The following is a 19,633-nucleotide window of genomic DNA, read 5'->3' on the forward strand; positions in this document are numbered from 1 at the left end:
GTTAAAAAAGATTGAATTTATATTGAATGACCACTTCGGCGGATAAACTGCGGGAGCGCTGAACTTTTCCCTGACTATTCAGGCGCGGAGTCTCTTTACTGTTTTTATATGACCAGCCATAACCGGTCAGCGTAAACAGCGTCAGATGTTTAAAGGAGGGATGCTGATTACTGAACTGATTAATTAATGAAACCTCGCCAGTTCGTACAAGATTATTACGATAATGGAACTGACCATAATTAAGCTGTATTCCACTGCTGATCCCCTTTGTGATTTCATACTGACTCAGAGAGACCAGCGCCAGCTCTCTGTCACGCATATAATCTTTGCCCGCGGAGGTCAGTGAAGTGAAACGTCCCCGGGTATTTTTAGTCAGGGGTCGGGCATAATATCCCACCGCCTGCTTTTTAGGGGCGGAGGTCCAGCCAGCAGCCAGCCTCTGCGTCCAGGCGCCCTGCTTCCAGATGACCTCCCCGACATAGTGCCATGCCTGGTGATCAAAGGTTCTTTTGCTGGCGGGCATACTTTTATACTTTTCCAGCGCCTGGCTGCCATAGATCTGCGAAGCCAGTGACCAGTGTGGCGAGAGGGAATAGCCTGCCTCTATGACATGGCGGCGCTGATAGCGTTCGGCCTCACCAAACGCATAGGCCAGCGCGTGACCGCTATCTTTGTAGCTCAGCGCCGCGGTGTAAATGGCGTCGATTTTTTGCCGGGCCTGGGTTTGCAGCGCCAGCGTTTTACCCGAGTCGTGCCGTATGGCTTTGTTAACCATGGCAAGATCCAGCCGGGCATTCTGCCACGTCACTGCACCGCTGTAGCCGGCATAGCTGTTGCGCGACAGGCGATCCGTGGTCGTCAGCACACCGATATTTTTCAGTTCCTGCCAGCCCGCCTTTCCCTCGAACCGCAGCGCGCGGTTGCCGAGCTTCAGCTTAAGATAGCGCTGACTGAACTTGCTGAAGCCGTGCGCATCCCGCTTTTCCATGTTCCCGCCGCTATCATAGAGCAGACCACGCGTGGAGAAGTAGTCGCTGGCGCCCAGGCGTACGGCGCGGGTGTAGGTCGCATCAAACCCGAGCAGGTCCCACTGATAACCGGAACGAAAATCGAACGTCGCGGCCTGGCCCCAGGCGTTGTGAACCGCAGTGGGCTGCGCTTCGTTCTCCTTGAGATACTTCCAGTGGTTGCGCAGTCTGAGATCGAGCGCAGCGTCACGCCATAATCCGGAGGAGGTCTGAATGCCAGACGCATTAACATTTCCCCAGCAAAGGGTCAAAAATAGCGAAACAAATAACAGAGAATAACGTTTTCCTTTCATTATGAAGTCCTTCACCTGGCGATATTAAAAATCCGTCACCCCATGACAATAAGGGTGACCTGGTGCCGTTAACCCATAAAAAAACCCGACCCACTGCCCTCTGTTAAAAAGGGCAGCGAGTCGGGTTTTGCTTAAAAAAATAACAATCCCGCACTGACTCCGGGACTATATTTATTTAAGGGCGGAAAGTCAGCGTAAAAAAGCCGTTATGTGATAGGTGGCACAAAATATCTTTGTCTGCCAGCGTGATTTAAAATAAAGCGTTACACAGCGCGTTATTTAAAACAGCGCCACGCAGGAAATATAAACGCGATCACCCAATCAGAAAAAGAGACACCCCGATCAGGGTGCCCTCAGGGATTCACCAGGCGGGTACGCCGCTGTGAAAACGCAGCTCCGTGTCCGGCTCGCTAATCAGCTTCGCCTCGACCCGGCCAATCGCCTGCACCCGTGGCGCGATATCTTTTGCCGCGATCTGCGCAGCCAGCGTCAGGTAATCCTGATAGTGGCGCGCCTCGGAGCGGAGAAGCGACAGATAGAACTTCGCCAGCTCATCATCCAGCCAGGGAGCCAGACTGGCAAAACGTTCGCAGGATCGCGCCTCAATGTAAGCGCCGCAAATCAGCTTATCCACCAGCGTTTCCGGCTCATGGGTGATCACCTCACGCAGCAGAGATTTTGCATAGCGGCTGGAGGTGATCTTCTGATAGACCAGTCCGCGTGACTGCATAATCTCCCACACCTGATAGAAGTGATGCAGCTCCTCTTTAATCAGCAGCACCATCTTTTCCACCAGCTCATCGGCCCAGGGCAGCGCATTGCGCACGATGATGCGTTTGGTCAGATTTTTATGGGCATTGATAAAGTCGCTGTCGCCATCTTCGCGGAAGATGAAGTCTTCATAGGGCTTCAGCCAGGCGAGAATCGCCTCGCCGCTCGGCTTGTCGGCCACATACTTACGGATTAACCACACCGCGGTCTGCGCGGCTTTCAGTTCGCACACCAGATGGTCGGTCAGCAGCAGGGTCAGGTTTTCCGGCTTGCGCGCCTCATCAATCCAGGCTTGCGGCGTGCGGCAGTGCAGAAACTGACAGATCGGTTCGAGTAGCGGTGCGTAATTCATGATGTCAGAACAGAGCAGGAGAAGGTAAGAGGCGGAGAGGGCTCCGCCCGGGCGACTTAGTGGCGAACACCATCATCATCTTCATCGTCGATAGCGTCGTCATCTTCCTCTTCGGCATCGGGATCTTCGAAATAGGTGCCCCAGCCGTCATAATCGACGTTGTATTTACCGACCAGGTTAACCAGCTGCTCAACCTGCACATCGATCAGTTCCGCTTTCAGCGCCGATTCGCTGAGGATGTCAACGCACATGACGGTCGTGCCATCTTCCAGCTCCAGCTCTTCCGGCTCGGTCACTTCATAACCCAGCTTAAAGGCGTCAACGGCCGCTTTTTCCAGCGAATCAAAATTATTGCATGAGAGATGGTGCTCGATGGTATAGAGCGCATCGGGATCGCTGCCATCCTCCAGCAGTTCTTCGATAATCTGCCGCGTCTCTTCACGCTGCTCTTCCAGCAATGCTTCATATGCCATAACGATGTTCCTCTCTGAGTTCGGCAATAAACCGCTATTTTCCCACACTGCCTGTCGCGCCACTACACAAAACGACAAGTTTATTGGCACCCGCTCTTGAAAATGCATATTCATACGGTTAGATTGAATTTTAATTCACTTTAATGATTACCGGAGTGTTGTATGAGTCAGCTGTATCAGCGCCATTTCCTCAGGCTTCTGGATTTTACCCCCGCCGAAATGGATCACCTGCTTACCCTTTCCGCTGAATTAAAGCAGGCGAAAAAAAGCGCCAGCGAAGTGCAGTACCTGAAAGGCAAAAACATCGCGCTCATCTTCGAAAAAGACTCGACCCGTACCCGATGCTCTTTCGAAGTTGCCGCTTACGATCAGGGTGCTAACGTCACTTATCTCGGCCCGAGTGGCAGCCAGATCGGCCATAAAGAGTCGATGCGCGACACGGCGCGGGTGCTGGGCCGGATGTACGATGGCATCCAGTATCGCGGTTACGGTCAGGCGCTGGTTGAAACGCTGGCGGAACATGCCGGTGTGCCGGTCTGGAACGGCCTGACAGACGAATTTCACCCGACCCAGCTGCTGGCCGACCTGCTGACCATGCAGGAGCACCTGCCGGGCAAAAAACTCAGCGACATGACGCTGGTCTATGTCGGTGACGCACGCAACAACATGGGTAACACCATGCTGGAAGCGGCGGCGCTGACCGGACTGGATCTGCGCCTGGTGGCCCCGGAAAGCTGCTGGCCCGAGGCGCAACTGGTGGCTGAGTGCCGTGAGGTCGCCCGTCAGACCGGCGGTACCATCACCCTCACCGACAATATTGCCGACGGCGTCAAAGGCGCAGACTTCATCTACACCGATGTCTGGGTGTCGATGGGCGAAGCCAAAGAGGTCTGGGCAGAGCGTATCGCCCTGCTGCGTGACTATCAGGTTAACCGGGCGATGCTCGATCTGACCGGCAACCCGCAGGTGAAATTCCTGCACTGCCTGCCCGCTTTCCATGACGATCAGACCACGCTGGGTCAGCAGATGGCGGAACAGTACGATCTGCCTAACGGCATGGAGGTGAGCAACGAGGTGTTTGAGTCGGCACACAGCATTGTCTTCGACCAGGCCGAGAACCGGATGCACACCATCAAAGCGGTGATGGTGGCCACGCTGGGCCAGCGCTGATCGTCCGGCGACAGGCGGGCTGACGCCACAGGTTGTCGCCCACCTGCCGCCCCGGCCCTCTCCGCAGCGCAAACGTTTTCCCTTGCTGCGCCACCGCGAACGGGTATAATGCGCCCCAATTTGCCGGAGGAAATATGCGACAGCACAGCGGACAATTTGACGCGCCATCACGCCTGACCGCAGGCGGTGCTGCTGTTTCTTTCGGTCATCGACCCGATCATAAAAAAGCCCCTTAAGCAGGGGCTTTTTTTTGTCCGCAATCCGGCCGCGCAGAGGAGAGAGTTATGGCTAACCCGCTATACCGCAAGCACATCATTTCAATTAACGACCTCAGTCGTGAAGAGCTGGAGCTGGCGCTGCACACCGCCGCTCAGCTGAAAGCCCATCCGCAGCCGGAACTGCTGAAGCACAAGGTGATTGCCAGCTGCTTCTTTGAGGCCTCGACCCGCACCCGCCTGTCGTTTGAAACCGCGATTCACCGTCTGGGGGCGTCAGCGGTGGGCTTTGCTGACGGCAGCAACACGTCACTGGGCAAAAAAGGCGAAACCCTGGCCGACACCATTTCCGTCATCGGCACCTATGTGGATGCGATTGTGATGCGTCATCCGCAGGAGGGCGCGGCGCGGCTGGCGACGGAGTTTTCCGGCGGCATCCCGATTCTGAACGCCGGTGACGGGGCCAACCAGCATCCGACCCAGACCCTGCTCGACCTCTTCACCATCCAGGAGACCCAGAGCCGCCTGAATAACCTGAACGTGGCGATGGTGGGGGATCTGAAATATGGCCGCACCGTGCACTCCCTGACCCAGGCGCTGGCGAAGTTTGATGGCAACCGCTTCTTCTTTATCGCGCCCGATGCGCTGGCGATGCCCGCCTATATCACCGACATGCTGGACGAGAAAAGTATCCCCTGGTCACGTCACGACAGCTTTGAAGAGGTCATGCCGCAGCTCGATATTCTTTACATGACGCGGGTGCAGAAAGAGCGGCTCGATCCGTCTGAATATGCCAACGTCAAAGCGCAGTTCATCCTCCGCGCCGGCGATCTCGCTACGGCACGGAACAACATGAAAGTGCTGCACCCGCTGCCGCGCATCGACGAAATCACCACCGATGTCGACAGCACCCCTTACGCCTGGTATTTCCAGCAGGCGGGTAACGGCATCTATGCACGCCAGGCTCTGCTGGCACTGGTTTTAAACAGCGAACTCGCCCTGTAAGGAGATCTCATCATGACTCAGGACAACAAATTGCAGGTTGAAGCGATCAAACGCGGCACGGTCATCGACCACATTCCGGCACAGATCGGCTTTAAGCTGCTCTCTCTGTTCCGGCTGACCGAAACCGACCAGCGCATCACCATCGGCCTGAATCTGCCGTCGGGCGAGATGGGCCGCAAAGATCTGATCAAGATTGAAAACACCTTTCTCACCGACGATCAGATCAATCAGCTGGCGGTCTATGCGCCCGATGCCACGGTTAACCGCATCGACGACTATGAAGTGGTGGCCAAGATCGCCCCGACGCTGCCGGATCGCATCGAGCGGGTGCTGACCTGTCCCAACAGCAACTGCATCAGCCGCAGCGAGCCGGTCTTCTCCAGTTTTGCCGTGAAGCAGCGCGCCGACGATGTGCATCTCAAATGCAAATATTGCGAAAAAGAGTTCGCCCGCCACGTGGTGCTGGGTCACTGGTAATCGCCCTGCCCGACCTTATAATGGGCAACACCGGCGGCACCGCCGCCTGACGACATAATTAAAGGAGCCATGATGTCCCGTGAAATCAGTACTGAGAAAGCCCCTGCCGCGATCGGTCCCTATGTTCAGGGTGTTGATCTGGGCAGCATGATCATCACCTCAGGTCAGATCCCGGTCGATCCGGTGACCGGCCAGGTGGCGGATGACATTGCCGCACAGGCGCGTCAGTCGCTGGAGAATGTGAAGGCGATTGTGGAAGCGGCGGGCCTGAAGGTGGGCGATATCGTGAAAACCACGGTGTTCGTGAAGGACCTGAATGATTTTGCCACGGTCAACGCCACCTACGAGGCGTTTTTCACCGAGCATGACGCACACTTCCCGGCGCGTTCCTGTGTCGAAGTGGCGCGTCTGCCAAAAGATGTGAAGATTGAAATCGAAGCGATCGCGGTCCGTCGCTGATTCGTTCGTCCGCCTCTCTCCGCCGCGCAGGCCGGAGAGAGGCGGTGACGCGCTTAACGCTTAGCCGGTCGCCACAGCCACAGTACGGCTATCGCCAGCGCAAACAGCACGCCAAACCCGACGCCCGTTGCGACAGCAGGCGCACCCGCCTTTATCGCCAGCGTATAGAGCCCCAGCATCACCAGCATCGCGCTGTTCTCACCGAGATTCTGCACCGCAATCGCGTTGCCGGAACCGACGCTCTCTTTGCCCCGCGCCTGCAGCAGCGCGTTCAGCGGCACCACAAAGAAACCGCCCAGCGCGCCAATCAGCATCAGCAGGAGATAGGCGCTGACCAGCGAATGCTGCAGCGAGAAGACGACGACCATCACGCCAATCAGGACGCCCGCGGGCATGCAGCGGCGCACCGTCTCCAGCGTCACCAGCTTCGCCGCCGCCGCCGCTCCCAGCACAATTCCGATCGCCACCATCGCATTCAGGGTGGTGGGAGTGGTGTTGTCGCTGATGCCCAGCGCCACCGGCACCCACAGCACCAGCAGGAAACGCAATGTCACGCCAGCGCCCCAGAAGAGGCTGGTGCCGAGCAGCGAGAAGCGCGTCTCTGCGTCGCGCCACAGCAGCCCAACGGCATCGAAAAAGCGGCGCACCATGACGCCCGGCCGCCAGCTCTGGCCTGGCCGCGCCGCCTGCAGTTTCGGGATAAAGAGGTTCGCGGCGACCGCAATGCCGTAGGTGAGCGCACAGATCCCCAGCGCCGCCAGCAGATGCCAGTCCGCCAGCATTCCGCCCGCCACCGAGCCGAGCAGAATGGCGGCGATGGTCGAGCCCTCCATCAGCCCGTTGGCTTTCACCAGCTTCTCGCCGTGGGTAATCTCACCCAGGATGCCATATTTGGCCGGGGAGTAGGCGGCCGCCCCCGCGCCGACCAGGGTATAGCCGATGAACGGATTGAAGCCGAAGCAGATGGTCAGCGCCCCAAGCAGCTTCAGGCTGTTGGCGAGCATCATCACCCGCCCTTTTGCCATGCTGTCCGCCACCTGACCGACAAAAGGCGCCAGCAGAATGTAGGCCGCGACAAAGAGCATCTGCAGGATCGGCTGGCTCCAGTCGGGATAGAACTGGCTTTTCAGCAGCGCCAGCGTGGCAAACAGCAGCGCGTTATCGCCGAAGGCGGAAAAGAACTGGGCGACAATCACGGCGATCATGCCGCGTGACATCAACGGTGCAGTGCGATCAGGGCTCATGTCTGCTCCTCTTCCGCCATCTTTTTCAGCGTCACATAGTCAGGTTTGCCGCTGCCGAGCTGCGGCAGCTGTTTCACCACCCGGATGTCGCGCGGCAGCGCCAGATCCGGCGCGCCCAGCTCGCGTGCCGCTTTCTGCAGCGTGTCGCGCGCCAGTTCAGCGTCGGTGGTGAAGAGCACCAGCGCTTCGCCGCGCTGCCCATCGGGACGCAGTGAGGCGGCGTGCTGTTTGTCCGGCGACGCCTTCAGGGCGATCTGCTCGACGATCTCCAGCGACACCATCTCACCGGCAATCTTGGCAAAGCGTTTGGCACGGCCCTGAATCTGGCAGAAGCCGCCTTCATCGAAGCTGACGATATCGCCGGTGTCATACCAGCCCGCTTCCCTATTGCCTTCGCCATCGTCAGCGACCGGTGCTTCCAGTACGCCAGGATTTTCGACCCGCAGATAGCCCTTCATCACGTTTGGCCCGCGCAGCTGCAGCCGTCCGCCGTTCTCGATGCCCGGCACCGACATCAGCCGTGAATCCATGCCCGGCAGAATCCGTCCGACGGTGTGCGCCTTCGTCGCCATCGGCACGTTGATGGCGACCACCGGCGCACACTCGGTGACGCCATAGCCTTCAAGGATGCGGATACCGTACTTCTCCATATAGAGCTGGCGGGTGTTCTCCTGCAGCTTCTCGGCCCCCGCCACCACATAGCGCAGGCGGGCAAAATCGTACGGCGCGGCAAAGCGCGCATAGTTGCCCAGGAAGGTGGAGGTGCCAAACAGCACGGTGCAGTTGCGGTCATAGACCAGCTCCGGCACGATGCGATAGTGCAGCGGGCTGGGGTAGAGAAAGACCTGCGCACCGGTCATCAGCGGCGTAAACAGGCCGACGGTCAGGCCAAAGGCATGAAACAGCGGCAGCGCCGACATAAAGCGATCGCGCGGCGTGAAGTCCGCCACGGTGCGGATCTGTTCGACGTTCGCCAGCAGGCTTTTATGCGAATGCACCACCCCTTTGGGATTGCCCTCCGAGCCGGAGGTAAACAGCACCATCGCGGCATCTTCCGGCTGCTGCGGCAGCTGGGCGCGGCGCGGCATCAGCAGGTGCGCGACGATCCAGAGTTTATCTTTCGCGGTCACCGTCTCTTTCAGATCTTCCAGATAGATCCACTGCACCTCACCGAGCCCCTGCGGCAGATGCCACAGGTTGCCTTTCTCCAGGAACTGCCGTGAGGTGAAGACCGTTTTAATCTGCGCGGCGGTCAGCGCCGCCCGCATACCGTTCACGCCTGCGGTGTAGTTAAGCATCGCCGGAACGCGACCACGCAGTGAGGCACCGAAAATCGCTGCGGCCGTCACGGTGGTATTCGGCAGCAGCAGCCCGACCACTTCACGCGGCTGACTGTAGCGATCCAGAATCCGGCCCACGCCCAGCGACTTTTTCAGCAGTCCGTTGTAGCTGTCAGGTTTGAAACTGACATCTTCGATGCAGCGCTTAAACGCGCCGTAGCGGGTCCGGGCGGAGAGCAGCGCCTCAAACAGAGTTTCACGCGGACGCACCGCCATGCGCGCTTCCATCATGATATGGTGCAGATGCTCCCCGGCCAGCATACGCCGGTCGCGCGCCCGTTTCGCCTCCGGCATCGGAATGCGCGTGGCGGGCAGCACAGAGAGGGTGATGCGCGGGAACAGGCGGCGTTTGAACACGCCCGCCAGGCGACCAAACGGCGTGAACTCTGCGCCTTCAATCCGCATCGGCACCACGTTTGCACCCGAGCGGGCCGCGACAAAGCCCGCCCCGCTGTAGATCTTCATCAGCGAGCCGGTGACGGTAATCCGCCCTTCCGGGAAGATCACCACCGGACGGCCACTGTCGATCAGCCGCACCAGCTGCTTCAGCGCCATCGGCCGGGTCGGGTCCAGCGGCACAAAGTCGATAAACGGCCTGACCAGGCGCATAAACCAGCTTTCGCCGATGGTCGAGTAGATGGCGAAGACCGGTCTGACCGGCAAAAATAGCGCCAGCAATATGCCGTCGAGAAACGACATATGGTTCGGCGTGATCAATACCTTCTGTTTATGCAGTTCGGCGACGTCGCCACGCAGTTCGACCCGCCATAACAGGCGGAAGATGAGGCGCAAGAGTGTGAAAACCATGCCGGCTCCTTAGCATCGGGGAAAAATAGGCCCTCACGATGCAGGATTTGAGGCAGTTCGACAACAGAATTATCGCCACACCGACACCGCATCAGGGTGCCTGCCAGCCACCGCCAAGGGCGGCCCACTGCGTGTCTGACCATATCCGTCAGAGGCACGCCGGACAGGCAAAAAAAACCCACGCTTCTGCGTGGGTTGGTGTAATAACAGGGTCTCACCGCCGAAGCGGTGTTGTTTTCACACCCATCAATACCTCTGGGATCGCTATCGTCGCACTGATTTGCCCTGCGGTGACAGCGTGAAAACGCAACCGAATTCGGGGAAGTGCAACGAGGTGTGAAAATTAGCCATCCCGCGCTTACACTCTGATTTGTCTAGGATTTATCTGAAGAACCGGTGACCGGCTTGCTGTAGATTGCGTCCGGCGCGATGTTCATGTGCTTCAGCACCGGCCCCATGATGTTGCCGAACACCGGAGCGGCCACCGAGCCACCGAAGTGATCGCCCGCCGTCGGATGGTTAATCATCACCACCAGCGCCACTTCAGGATGACTGGCGGGCGCGAGACCGGCGGTGTAGTTGACGTAGCCGCCATCATATTTGCCGCTGGTGCCCATCTTTTCCGCCGTACCGGTTTTGGTTGCCAGCCGGTAGCCCGGCACCGCCGCCTTCACCCCGGTGCCGCCCGGCAGCACGTCGCTCTCCAGCATATGCACCACCTCTTTGACCGTTTCCGGATTCGCGACCTGCTTGCCCAGAACCGGCGGCGTCACGCGGGTGATCGACAGCGGACGGTAGACGCCATAGGAGCCGAGCGTGGCATATTCACGGGCAATCTGCAGCGGCGTGACGCGCAGACCATACCCGAACGAGAAGGTGGCGCGTTCGATATCGGCCCAGCGGGCGCGATGCAGCGGGAAGTAGCCCACGCTTTCGCCGGTCAGGCCTAAGCCGGTTGGTTTACCCAGTCCGAACGCATGGTAGGTGTTGACCAGCGCTTCGGCGGGCATCGCCAGCGCCATATGCGAGACGCCGATGTCACTCGACTTCTGCAGGATGCCGGTCATGGTCAGGCGCGGCCAGTGGCCGACGTCGCGGATCAGGTGCCCGTTAACCCGATAAGGCGTGGTGTCGATCACCGAGTCGGGCCGCACCAGATGGCGCTCCAGCGCCTCCATGACCACTAACGGCTTGACGGTCGACCCCGGTTCGTAGCTGTCGTTGATAGCCGAGTTACGCATCTGCGCCGGCGTGGCCCCTTCATAGTTGTTGGGGTTGAACGACGGATAGGAGGCCATCGCCAGAATCTCGCCGGTGTCGATCTTCACCAGCACGGCGGCACCAGAATCCGCCTTGTTGAGCAGCACGCCGTCGCGCAGTTTGCTGTAGAGGGTGTACTGATCGTATTTGTCGATGCTGAGCTGCACCGTTGGCGGCTGCGTTGGCGGCTGATAGTTAATCATCGAGATAATGTTGCCCGCCGCATCCTGGCGATAGACCTCTTTGCCCGGCTCGCCCTGCAGCACCTTATCAAAGCCTTTTTCCAGCCCGTTCAGACCGACGTTATCGGCCCCGACGATGCCAATGAGCGGCGCAGAGGCTTCGCTCATCGGATAGAAGCGGCTGTCATCATAGACTTCGCTGATCCCCTTCAGCTTCAGCTCTTTAATATCTTTGGCGATCCCCAGTTCGATTTTGCGCCCCAGGTAGAGAAAGCGGCGTTTCGGGTTGGCGGTGATTTGCGCGGCCAGCACTTCGGGACGGGTATTCAGCGCCGCGGCAAGGTAGGCCCATTTGGCACTGGTAAAATCGGGGTTACTCTCCAGTACGCGCTGCGGATCGGCGATCACATCGCGCGACGGCACGCTGAGCGCCAGGGCTTCGCCGTTACGATCCAGCAGGGTGCCGCGACTGGTAGGCAGCGTGACGGTTCGCAGCGATCGCTGATCCGCTTCGTGCTCCAGCATCGGCTGATTCAGGAACTGCAGGTCCGCGACGCGCGCCAGCAGCACCACCAGACAGGTCATCACACCCAGGCAGATCAGCCGGAATCGGAAAGGGTTAAAGGGGGCTTTTATCTGGTCTTTTCCCAGTAGTTTTTTAATCCGGGGCATGGCGTTCCGCTGCGCAAAATAAAGAAAAGGGGCTAAGCCAGCAGTTATAAAGAAAGCGCGGTCCGGATAACAGGAAAACTGTGTATCAGTTCGTTATCGGACACCGGTTGGCGGCAAAAAAAAACCTGCGCATCTGCGCAGGTTGGTGTAATCAAGAAAATCTATTGATGTTCACCCATCAATACCTCTGGGACCCTGACTGTAGCAAGGGCGATTGATCGGCTGCCATCACTCAAACGCAACAGTTACCGGCAAAATGTAACCAGCCATGAGATCTTTACGCTATTCTGCAATCCTGATGTTTTTTGATTTCCACCAGGCAACTCATGGCGTTTGGCCCCTGGGTCAGCGACGAGGTACCGATGTCGAGCGTAAGGACGTTAGGGTTCCCTGCGCGATCGTAAGGCTGCCACGCCTGGCCGAAGCCGGGATCGAACCAGGCCCCGGTGGCGATGATCACCACGCCCGGCGTAACCCCGTCGGTGATCTGCACACCCGCGAGCATTACCCCGCGAGCGTTGCTCACCTCGATCTCATCGCCCTCTGCCAGCCCGCGTGCCGCCGCATCCTGCGGATGCATGTAAAGCGTTTCGTGGCCGGCGGTTTTATTCCTCTGCACCGTATCGGTGGCGTCCAGCTGACTGTGCAGCCGGTCGGCAGGCTGAATGGAGATCATGTGCAGCGGATAGTCGCGACTGACCGGCGATCCCAGCCACTCCTGCGGCTCACGCCACTCCGGATGCCCGGCGAAATCGTCCAGCTGATAATCCGCAATGGTCTGGCTGAAAAGCTCGATTTTGCCGCTGGCCGTTTTAATCGGATTCGCCTGCGGATCGGCACGGAAATCCTCCATAAACTGATAAGGCTTGCCGCCTTCGGGAATTTCCACAAATCCGCGCTGCCAGAACTCATCAAATTCCGGAAAATCGATCCCTTTACGCTGATGTGCCGTGGCGCACTGCTGATAGAGATGCGCAATCCACTGCATCTCGTTGCGCCCTTCGGTGAAAGTGTCGCGGTAGCCCAGGCGCTCCGCCAGGTCAGCAAAGATATCGAAGTCGTTACGCGCCTGATGCTGCGGTTTAATCGCCTGATGCATTGCCAGCACAAAGCGGTCGCGTGAAGAGCCGCCGATGTCGTTGCGCTCCAGCGTGGTGGTCGCGGGCAGGACGATATCCGCCATCCGGGCGGCAGGCGTCCAGACGATATCCTGCACCACCACCGTATCGGGCCGCTGCCAGCCCGCCACCAGCCGGTTCAGCTGCTGATGATGATGGAAAGGATTGCCGCCCGCCCAGTGCACCATGTGAATGTCGGGATAGTGCAGCGTCTCGCCCTGAAAACGGTAAGGCTGACCGGGATTGAGCAGCATATCGCTGATCCGGGCCACCGGAATCGACAGCCCGGCGGGGTTAGGACCGGTGCTCATCATCGGGGCAGGCCCCTCCTGACGCGGGTTACCGACGCTGTTCATCGAGCCGTGACCAAATGAGAAACCGGCCCCCGGCAGACCCGGCTGACCGAGCATCGACGACAGCGCAATCATCATCCAGTAAGGCTGCTCGCCGCGATGGGCGCGCTGAACCGAATAGGAGCAGGTCATAAAGCTGCGCTTGCCGATCAGCTGCTGCGCCAGCTGCACAATACGATCGGCCGGAATGCCGGTAATGCGGCTGGCCCAGCCGGCGGTTTTCGCCACGCCATCCGTCTCGCCCAGCAGATAGGCACGCAGCTGCGGCCAGCCGGTGCAGTGACTGGCGAGAAACGCCTCATCCACTGCGCCACGCTGGTTGATCTCATACCCCAGCGCCAGCATCAGTGCCACGTCGGTATTAGGGCGAATCGGAATCCACTCGGCGTTTACAAATTCCGGGCAGTCATCGCGCATCGGACTGATGTTAATCACCGGCGTGCCTCTGGCCGCCAGCTGCTGCAGCGCCGGTTTCAGGCTGTGCTGCCCCGCTCCGCCGGAGGCGACCTGAGCGTTTTTCAGCGCCAGTCCCCCGAACGCGACAAAAATCTCAGCATGTTCGACCACCTGCGGCCATTCGGTCACGCGGCCGGTCAGTGGCATGTAGGTGCCAATCACATAGGGCAGGAAGAACTGCGCGGCTCCCCAGCTGTAGTTGCCCTGCTGATCGACGCCGCCGCCGCCCTGAAAATAGAAGCGGCGCACCAGGGTGCGGGCGTGGTTAACGCGACCGGCCGATGACCAGCCGTAGGAACCGTTGAAAATGCCTGAGGCACCGTAGCGCTCACGGACGCGGCGATTCTCTTCCGCCACCAGGTCCAGCGCGGTCTCCCAGTCAACGGCAACAAAGTCTTCGCGGCCACGCAGCGTGCGGTCGCTGTTTTCGCGTGACTTCAGCCACGAGCGCCGCACCATCGGCTGACGGATGCGTTTGTCGGAATAGACCAGTTCTGGAATGGTGTGGATCATCGGTGACGGATCGGCATCGGCGAAGAAAGGTTCGCAGCCCGTCAGGCGATCGTTTTCAGTGACGGCGGTAAAGGCGCCCCAGTGCGCCAGGTGTGGCACTTTGGTTTTCATCGTTGTTTTTCACGGTAGCCAGGGGGGAGAGGGAGCATAACATGGGGCGGCCTCTCAGCAGAAGATGTGCCTGCGGGTCCGATTTTGCCCCTTTTTGCGACGACGCTGGCATTCTGTCGGGTTGATGTGTCTGCCCTTTTCCGTAACACTGATGCGATGTGTAAACGTTTTCCCCCGGACAGGTCAACGCATGGCTACCATAAAGGATGTTGCGCGACTGGCTGGCGTTTCTGTCGCCACAGTCTCCCGTGTAATCAATAATTCTCCCAAAGCCAGCGACAGCTCCCGACAGGCCGTAGGCCAGGCGATGGAGCAGCTTCAGTATCACCCGAATGCCAACGCACGCGCGCTGGCGCAGCAATCGACCGAAACGCTGGGTCTGATTGTGGGCGACGTCTCCGACCCCTTTTTTGGCGCCATGGTGAAAGCCGTGGATGAGGTCGCAGGCGACACCGGTAACTTTCTGCTGATTGGTAACGGTTACCATAATGAGCAAAAAGAGCGGCAGGCAATTGAACAGCTGATGCGCCACCGCTGTGCGGCGCTGGTGGTTCACGCCAAGAAAATTCCCGATGCGGAGCTGGAAGTGCTGATGAAGCAGGTGCCCGGTATGGTGCTGCTGAACCGGCTGATAAAAGGCTTTGAAAAGCGCTGTATTGCGCTCGACGACCGCTACGGCGCCTGGCTGGCGACCCGTCATCTCATCCAGCTTGGCCACCAGAATATCGCTTTTATCTGTTCGACCCACACCATCTCTGATGCCGAAGATCGCCTGCAGGGCTACTACGATGCGCTGAAGGAGCATGGCCTGCCCTGCAGCGATCGGCTGGTCACCTGGGGCGAACCGGATGAGGTGGGCGGTGAGCAGGCGATGACAGAACTGTTAGGGCGCGGCAGGAACTTTACCGCCGTCGCCTGCTACAACGACTCCATGGCGGCAGGCGCGCTGGCGGTGCTGAGCGACAACGGCGTGCGCGTGCCGGAAGAGATGTCGCTGATTGGCTTCGATGATGTGCTGGTGTCGCGCTATGTGCGTCCGCGCCTCACTACCGTGCGCTATCCGATTGTCACCATGGCGCAGCAGGCGGCTCAGCTGGCGCTGGCGCTGGCCAACGACCAGCCGCTGCCGGAAGTCACCCATATGTTCAGCCCGACGCTGGTGCGCCGCCATTCGGTAAGCGGCCCGGCCTGACGTCACGGCGGCGGGTCCGGCGCATCCGCGCTCCCCGCCGCTCCCCCGCACCAGACGGTAACCTGCCCTCTCTTTTTATACCCGCCAGCACGATCCACTATGTAGAGCCTTCTTTGTTTCAGGTCAAAACCGCGCGCATTAATTTCCGGAAATCACTACATGTAGGGAATAGAATTCACGGAACCCCAATATGTGGTTCATGGAGAGAAAAATGGCGACGGTGGTAATCAAACGTGATGGGTGCCGGACAGGCTTCGATGCGCAGCGTATTGAGCATGCGGTGTTGGCGGCGGCACGGGCCGTAAAGGTCGATGACAGCGCCTGGTGCGCGCAGGTCGCTGAGCGCGTCGCGGCGCAGCTGGCCAATCGTCCGGAAGTGGAGATCGGTGAGATTCAGTGCGCAGTCGAAGAGACGCTGATGGCAGGCCCCTGGCCGCAACTGGCTCGCGCCTATATTGAATACCGTCACGATCGCGATGTGGCCCGCGATCGGCAGAGCCAGTTGCATCACGCCATTCGCGGGCTGGTCGATCAGACCAACGCCGCGCTGCTGAATGAGAATGCCAACAAAGACAGCAAAGTGATCCCGACGCAGCGCGACCTGCTGGCCGGGATCGTGGCGAAGCACTATGCGCAGCAGCAGATCCTGCCGCGCGATGTGGTGCTGGCGCACGAGCGCGGCGAGATCCACTATCACGATCTCGACTACTCCCCCTTCTTCCCGATGTTCAACTGCATGCTGATCGATCTCAAAGGCATGCTGACCAACGGTTTCAAAATGGGCAATGCCGAGATCGAGCCGCCCAAATCGATCGCCACCGCCACCGCCGTGACGGCCCAGATCATCGCGCAGGTCGCCAGCCACATTTACGGCGGCACCACCATCAATCGCATCGATGAGGTGCTGGCACCGTTTGTTAAGCAGAGCTATGCCCGGCATCTGGCGATCGCGGAACAGTGGCAGATCCCACAGGCAGAAGCGTATGCGCGCCAGCGCACCGACAAAGAGTGCTATGACGCCTTTCAGTCGCTGGAGTATGAGGTGAATACCCTGCACACCGCCAACGGACAGACTCCGTTTGTCACCTTTGGTTTTGGTCTGGGAACGGACTGGGCAGCCCGCCTGATCCAGCAGTCGATTCTGGGCAACCGCCTGGCCGGACTCGGTAAAAACCGTAAAACCGCCGTCTTTCCCAAACTGGTGTTCACCATTCGCGAAGGCGTTAACCGGCGTGCAGGCGACGTTAACTATGACATCAAACAGCTGGCGCTGGAGTGTGCCAGCAAGCGGATGTATCCCGACATCCTCAACTACGATCAGGTGGTGAAAGTCACCGGCTCGTTTAAAACCCCGATGGGCTGCCGCAGTTTTCTTGGCGTCTACGAAGAGAACGGCGAACAGATCCATGAGGGCCGTAACAATATCGGGGTGATCAGCCTCAATCTGCCGCGCATCGCGCTGGAAGCGGGCGGCGATGAAGCGCGCTTCTGGCAACTGCTGGATGCGCGTCTGCTGCTGGCGAAGCGGGCGCTGATGACGCGGGTGGCGCGGCTGGAGAAAACCAAAGCGCGCGTGGCCCCCATCCTCTACATGGAAGGGGCCTGCGGTGTCCGGCTCAACGCCGATGATGAGGTGGGGCCGATTTTCCGCAATGGCCGCGCCTCCCTGTCGCTGGGCTACATCGGCCTGCATGAAACCCTGAATGCCCTCAGCGGCGGCCAGAAGCACCCCTATGATGACGCGGCGCTGCGCGCCAAAGGGGTGGAGATCATCGCCTATCTGCGCGCTGCCACCGATCGCTGGAAAGCCGAAACCCATTACGGCTTCAGCCTCTACAGCACGCCGAGCGAGAATCTCTGTGACCGCTTCTGCCGTCTGGACGCGGCGCAGTTTGGTCTGGTGGCGGGTGTGACGGACAAGGGCTACTACACCAACAGCTTCCATCTCGACGTTGAGAAGAAGGTGAATCCCTACGATAAAATCGACTTCGAAGCCCCCTATCCACCGCTGGCGAATGGCGGATTCATCTGTTACGGCGAATACCCGAACGTGCAGCACAACCTCAGGGCGCTGGAGGATGTCTGGGACTACAGCTACGACCGCGTGCCCTATTACGGCACCAATACCCCGATTGATGAGTGCTACGACTGCGGCTTCAACGGCGAGTTTACCTGCACCAGCCGCGGCTTTACCTGTCCGCAGTGCGGCAATCACGATCCGGCGCGCGTCTCCGTCACCCGGCGGGTCTGCGGCTATCTCGGCAGCCCGGATGCGCGGCCCTTTAACGCCGGAAAACAGCAGGAAGTGCAGCGCCGGGTGAAACATCTGGCAGAAGGACCGCTGGGATGATGCATATCCATCGCTACTACGATGTGGATATCGTTAATGGCCCCGGCACCCGCTGCACGCTGTTTGTCGCCGGTTGTGAACATCAGTGTCGCGGCTGCTACAACCAGAGTACCTGGCGAACCGACTCGGGCGTGCCTTTCACGCTGGCGATGGAGGAGCAGCTGCTGGCGGATTTGCAGGACACGCGCATTCCACGTCAGGGATTGTCGCTGAGCGGCGGCGATCCGCTGCATCCGCACAACGTGCCACACATTCGCCGTCTGGTGAAGCGGGTGCGCCAGAGCTGTCCCGGTAAAGATATCTGGCTCTGGACCGGTTACCGGATGCAGGAGCTGAATGCCGCGCAGCGCGCCGTGCTGATCTATCTCGACGTGCTGATAGATGGCCGTTTTGTCGAAGAGGAGAAGGATGCCTCGCTGCCCTGGCGCGGCAGCCGCAATCAGATCCTCTGGCAGTTACGCTGAGTGACGCGGGATGTCGCCCGACTCAATGATAGTGACGCTTTCGCCCGCCGGCGTGAACGCCTGCTGATGCAGACAGCGGGCCACGTCACGTGCGCTCACCGCCCGCCAGTGACCCGGCAGCAGAGAAAAGAGCGGGGCCATCAGGCGTTCCCCCGGACGCGTCTGCGCCCGATCGCCCAGCAGTAACGAAGGCCGTACCAGCGTCAGGTGCGGCCAGCCCTGATGGCGCAATGCGTTTTCCATTTCGCCTTTCACGCGACTGTACAGGAAAGGTGAGTGACGGCTGGCACCGTGGGCACTCACCACCAGCATCTGTTTTGCCCCCAGCCGCAGTCCGCTCAATCCGCTGTCCACCACCAGGGTGTAATCGACGTGAATAAACGCCGCTTTGCTGCCCGCCTGCCGGCGCGTGGTGCCCAGACAGCAGAACACCGTATCCAGCGAAGAGTGCAACGGCCCGAGTACATCGGTCAGGTCGGCCTCCACCGGGTTGACGACCTTACGCAGGACAGGCAGCGGACGACGGGTTGGCGCGATGATCTCATCGACGCGCGGATCCTCAATCAGTAAGCGCAGCAGATGCGACCCGACTAAGCCGGTGGCTCCGGTCAGTAATACGCGATTCATCTCAGATTCATCCTTATTTCACTGCTGACAGCTTAAAAGATAGCTGATCTTAACGGTCTGGCTTGCGTTCTCGCCCATAGCGGCCAGGCTTAAATCCTGATCCGGAAAGCGCGCCTCGCGCTCCACTGCTTTAAGGAGGAAACAAAATGAGCAAGAAAGTTGCGGTTTTGATTACCGATGAATTTGAAGACTCAGAATTTACGTCACCTGCTGAGGTCTACAAACGCGCCGGGTTTGAGGTAGTGACCATTGAGAACCAGGCCGGAAATGTCGTAAAAGGCAAAAAAGGCGAAGCCGAAGTGACCATCGATCGCAGCATTGACGACGTCAGCCCGGCTGAGTTTGATGCGCTGCTGCTGCCAGGCGGTCACTCGCCGGATTCGCTGCGTGGCGATGACCGCTTTGTCGCCTTCACCAAAGAGTTTGTTGCCAGCGGCAAGCCTATCTTTGCTATCTGTCACGGACCCCAGTTGCTGATCAGCGCCAACGGCGTGCGTGGTCGCAAGATGACCACCGTAAAAGCCGTTGCCATCGACCTGATCAACGCCGGTGCCGACTTCCATGATAAGGAAGTAGTGGTTGACGGCGATAAGCTGGTGACCAGCCGCACCCCGGCCGATTTACCTGCCTTCAATCGCGAATCTCTGCGTATCCTCGAAGCGCTGTAAATCCGTTGCGCCCTTTTCGCTGAAAAGGGCGTT

16 protein-coding genes are annotated in these 19,633 nt (G+C 59.3%); 8 read left to right on the top strand and 8 right to left on the bottom strand.

Going from position 1 to position 19,633, the window contains the following annotated elements; translation table 11 throughout:
* Window position 1 precedes the first annotated feature (1 nt).
* The 3 genes from OJ965_RS18595 to rraB all read right to left on the bottom strand — a co-directional run bounded on the left by OJ965_RS18595 (window position 2) and on the right by rraB (window position 2,917).
* On the bottom strand, window positions 2-1,321 hold the full coding sequence (locus OJ965_RS18595) for an OprD family porin (RefSeq protein WP_265137354.1): 1,320 nt from the start codon (window positions 1,319-1,321) through the stop codon (window positions 2-4).
* A gap of 361 nt (window positions 1,322-1,682) precedes the next feature.
* Window positions 1,683-2,444, bottom strand: coding sequence for a tRNA isopentenyl-2-thiomethyl-A-37 hydroxylase MiaE (gene miaE, locus OJ965_RS18600; protein WP_009092364.1), 762 nt, complete (start codon window positions 2,442-2,444; stop codon window positions 1,683-1,685).
* 56 nt (window positions 2,445-2,500) lie between these two features.
* Window positions 2,501-2,917: a ribonuclease E inhibitor RraB gene (gene rraB, locus OJ965_RS18605; protein WP_009092365.1), complete on the bottom strand. Its 417-nt coding sequence runs from the start codon at window positions 2,915-2,917 to the stop codon at window positions 2,501-2,503.
* A gap of 162 nt (window positions 2,918-3,079) precedes the next feature.
* On the opposite strand from rraB, the gene argF reads away from it, so the two are divergent.
* From argF to ridA, 4 genes are all read left to right on the top strand, one after another.
* Entirely contained in the window at window positions 3,080-4,087 is a 1,008-nt protein-coding gene (gene argF, locus OJ965_RS18610; protein ID WP_046101107.1) for an ornithine carbamoyltransferase, read from the top strand.
* Window positions 4,088-4,371: 284 nt separating this feature from the next.
* Window positions 4,372-5,307: an aspartate carbamoyltransferase gene (gene pyrB / locus OJ965_RS18615; RefSeq protein WP_265137355.1), complete on the top strand. Its 936-nt coding sequence runs from the start codon at window positions 4,372-4,374 to the stop codon at window positions 5,305-5,307.
* A gap of 12 nt (window positions 5,308-5,319) precedes the next feature.
* Complete coding sequence (gene pyrI, locus OJ965_RS18620; RefSeq protein WP_009092371.1) at window positions 5,320-5,784, top strand: aspartate carbamoyltransferase regulatory subunit; 465 nt, start codon at window positions 5,320-5,322, stop codon at window positions 5,782-5,784.
* A gap of 72 nt (window positions 5,785-5,856) precedes the next feature.
* A complete protein-coding gene (ridA, locus tag OJ965_RS18625) occupies window positions 5,857-6,243 on the top strand; it encodes a 2-iminobutanoate/2-iminopropanoate deaminase (RefSeq protein ID WP_058957616.1) in 387 nt (128 codons plus the stop codon).
* Window positions 6,244-6,296: 53 nt separating this feature from the next.
* On the opposite strand, the gene lplT is transcribed toward ridA, so the two are convergent.
* From lplT to OJ965_RS18645, 4 genes are all read right to left on the bottom strand, one after another.
* Complete coding sequence (gene lplT / locus OJ965_RS18630) at window positions 6,297-7,487, bottom strand: lysophospholipid transporter LplT (protein WP_009092375.1); 1,191 nt, start codon at window positions 7,485-7,487, stop codon at window positions 6,297-6,299.
* Window positions 7,484-9,634 carry a bifunctional acyl-ACP--phospholipid O-acyltransferase/long-chain-fatty-acid--ACP ligase gene (aas, locus tag OJ965_RS18635; protein WP_265137357.1) on the bottom strand — a complete coding sequence of 717 codons (2,151 nt, stop codon included), beginning with the start codon at window positions 9,632-9,634 and terminating at the stop codon, window positions 7,484-7,486. Before aas ends, lplT begins: the two co-directional genes overlap by 4 nt.
* 374 nt (window positions 9,635-10,008) lie before the next feature.
* Complete coding sequence (locus tag OJ965_RS18640) at window positions 10,009-11,748, bottom strand: penicillin-binding transpeptidase domain-containing protein (RefSeq protein ID WP_265137359.1); 1,740 nt, start codon at window positions 11,746-11,748, stop codon at window positions 10,009-10,011.
* A gap of 277 nt (window positions 11,749-12,025) precedes the next feature.
* Window positions 12,026-14,299 carry a molybdopterin guanine dinucleotide-containing S/N-oxide reductase gene (locus OJ965_RS18645; protein ID WP_167428873.1) on the bottom strand — a complete coding sequence of 758 codons (2,274 nt, stop codon included), beginning with the start codon at window positions 14,297-14,299 and terminating at the stop codon, window positions 12,026-12,028.
* Window positions 14,300-14,489: 190 nt separating this feature from the next.
* On the opposite strand from OJ965_RS18645, the gene galR reads away from it, so the two are divergent.
* From galR to nrdG, 3 genes are all read left to right on the top strand, one after another.
* Window positions 14,490-15,491 (top strand): HTH-type transcriptional regulator GalR, encoded by a 1,002-nt coding sequence (gene galR / locus OJ965_RS18650; protein WP_009092386.1) that lies wholly within the window; start codon window positions 14,490-14,492, stop codon window positions 15,489-15,491.
* Between the two features lie 211 nt (window positions 15,492-15,702).
* Window positions 15,703-17,841, top strand: coding sequence for an anaerobic ribonucleoside-triphosphate reductase (gene nrdD, locus OJ965_RS18655; RefSeq protein ID WP_265137364.1), 2,139 nt, complete (start codon window positions 15,703-15,705; stop codon window positions 17,839-17,841).
* Window positions 17,838-18,305 (top strand): anaerobic ribonucleoside-triphosphate reductase-activating protein, encoded by a 468-nt coding sequence (gene nrdG / locus OJ965_RS18660; RefSeq protein ID WP_046101097.1) that lies wholly within the window; start codon window positions 17,838-17,840, stop codon window positions 18,303-18,305. The genes nrdD and nrdG overlap by 4 nt, the downstream gene beginning before the upstream one ends.
* Here nrdG and OJ965_RS18665 read toward each other — a convergent pair.
* Window positions 18,297-18,932 (bottom strand): NAD(P)H-binding protein, encoded by a 636-nt coding sequence (locus OJ965_RS18665; RefSeq protein WP_009092389.1) that lies wholly within the window; start codon window positions 18,930-18,932, stop codon window positions 18,297-18,299. The two genes, nrdG and OJ965_RS18665, sit on opposite strands and share 9 nt — an antisense overlap.
* Before the next feature lie 146 nt (window positions 18,933-19,078).
* Here OJ965_RS18665 and OJ965_RS18670 point away from each other — a divergent pair, with 146 nt between their 5' ends.
* Window positions 19,079-19,600: a type 1 glutamine amidotransferase domain-containing protein gene (locus OJ965_RS18670; RefSeq protein ID WP_009092391.1), complete on the top strand. Its 522-nt coding sequence runs from the start codon at window positions 19,079-19,081 to the stop codon at window positions 19,598-19,600.
* Window positions 19,601-19,633 lie beyond the last annotated feature (33 nt).

Origin of the sequence: Pantoea anthophila (assembly GCF_026104315.1) — a bacterium.
Classification (GTDB): domain Bacteria; phylum Pseudomonadota; class Gammaproteobacteria; order Enterobacterales; family Enterobacteriaceae; genus Pantoea; species Pantoea anthophila.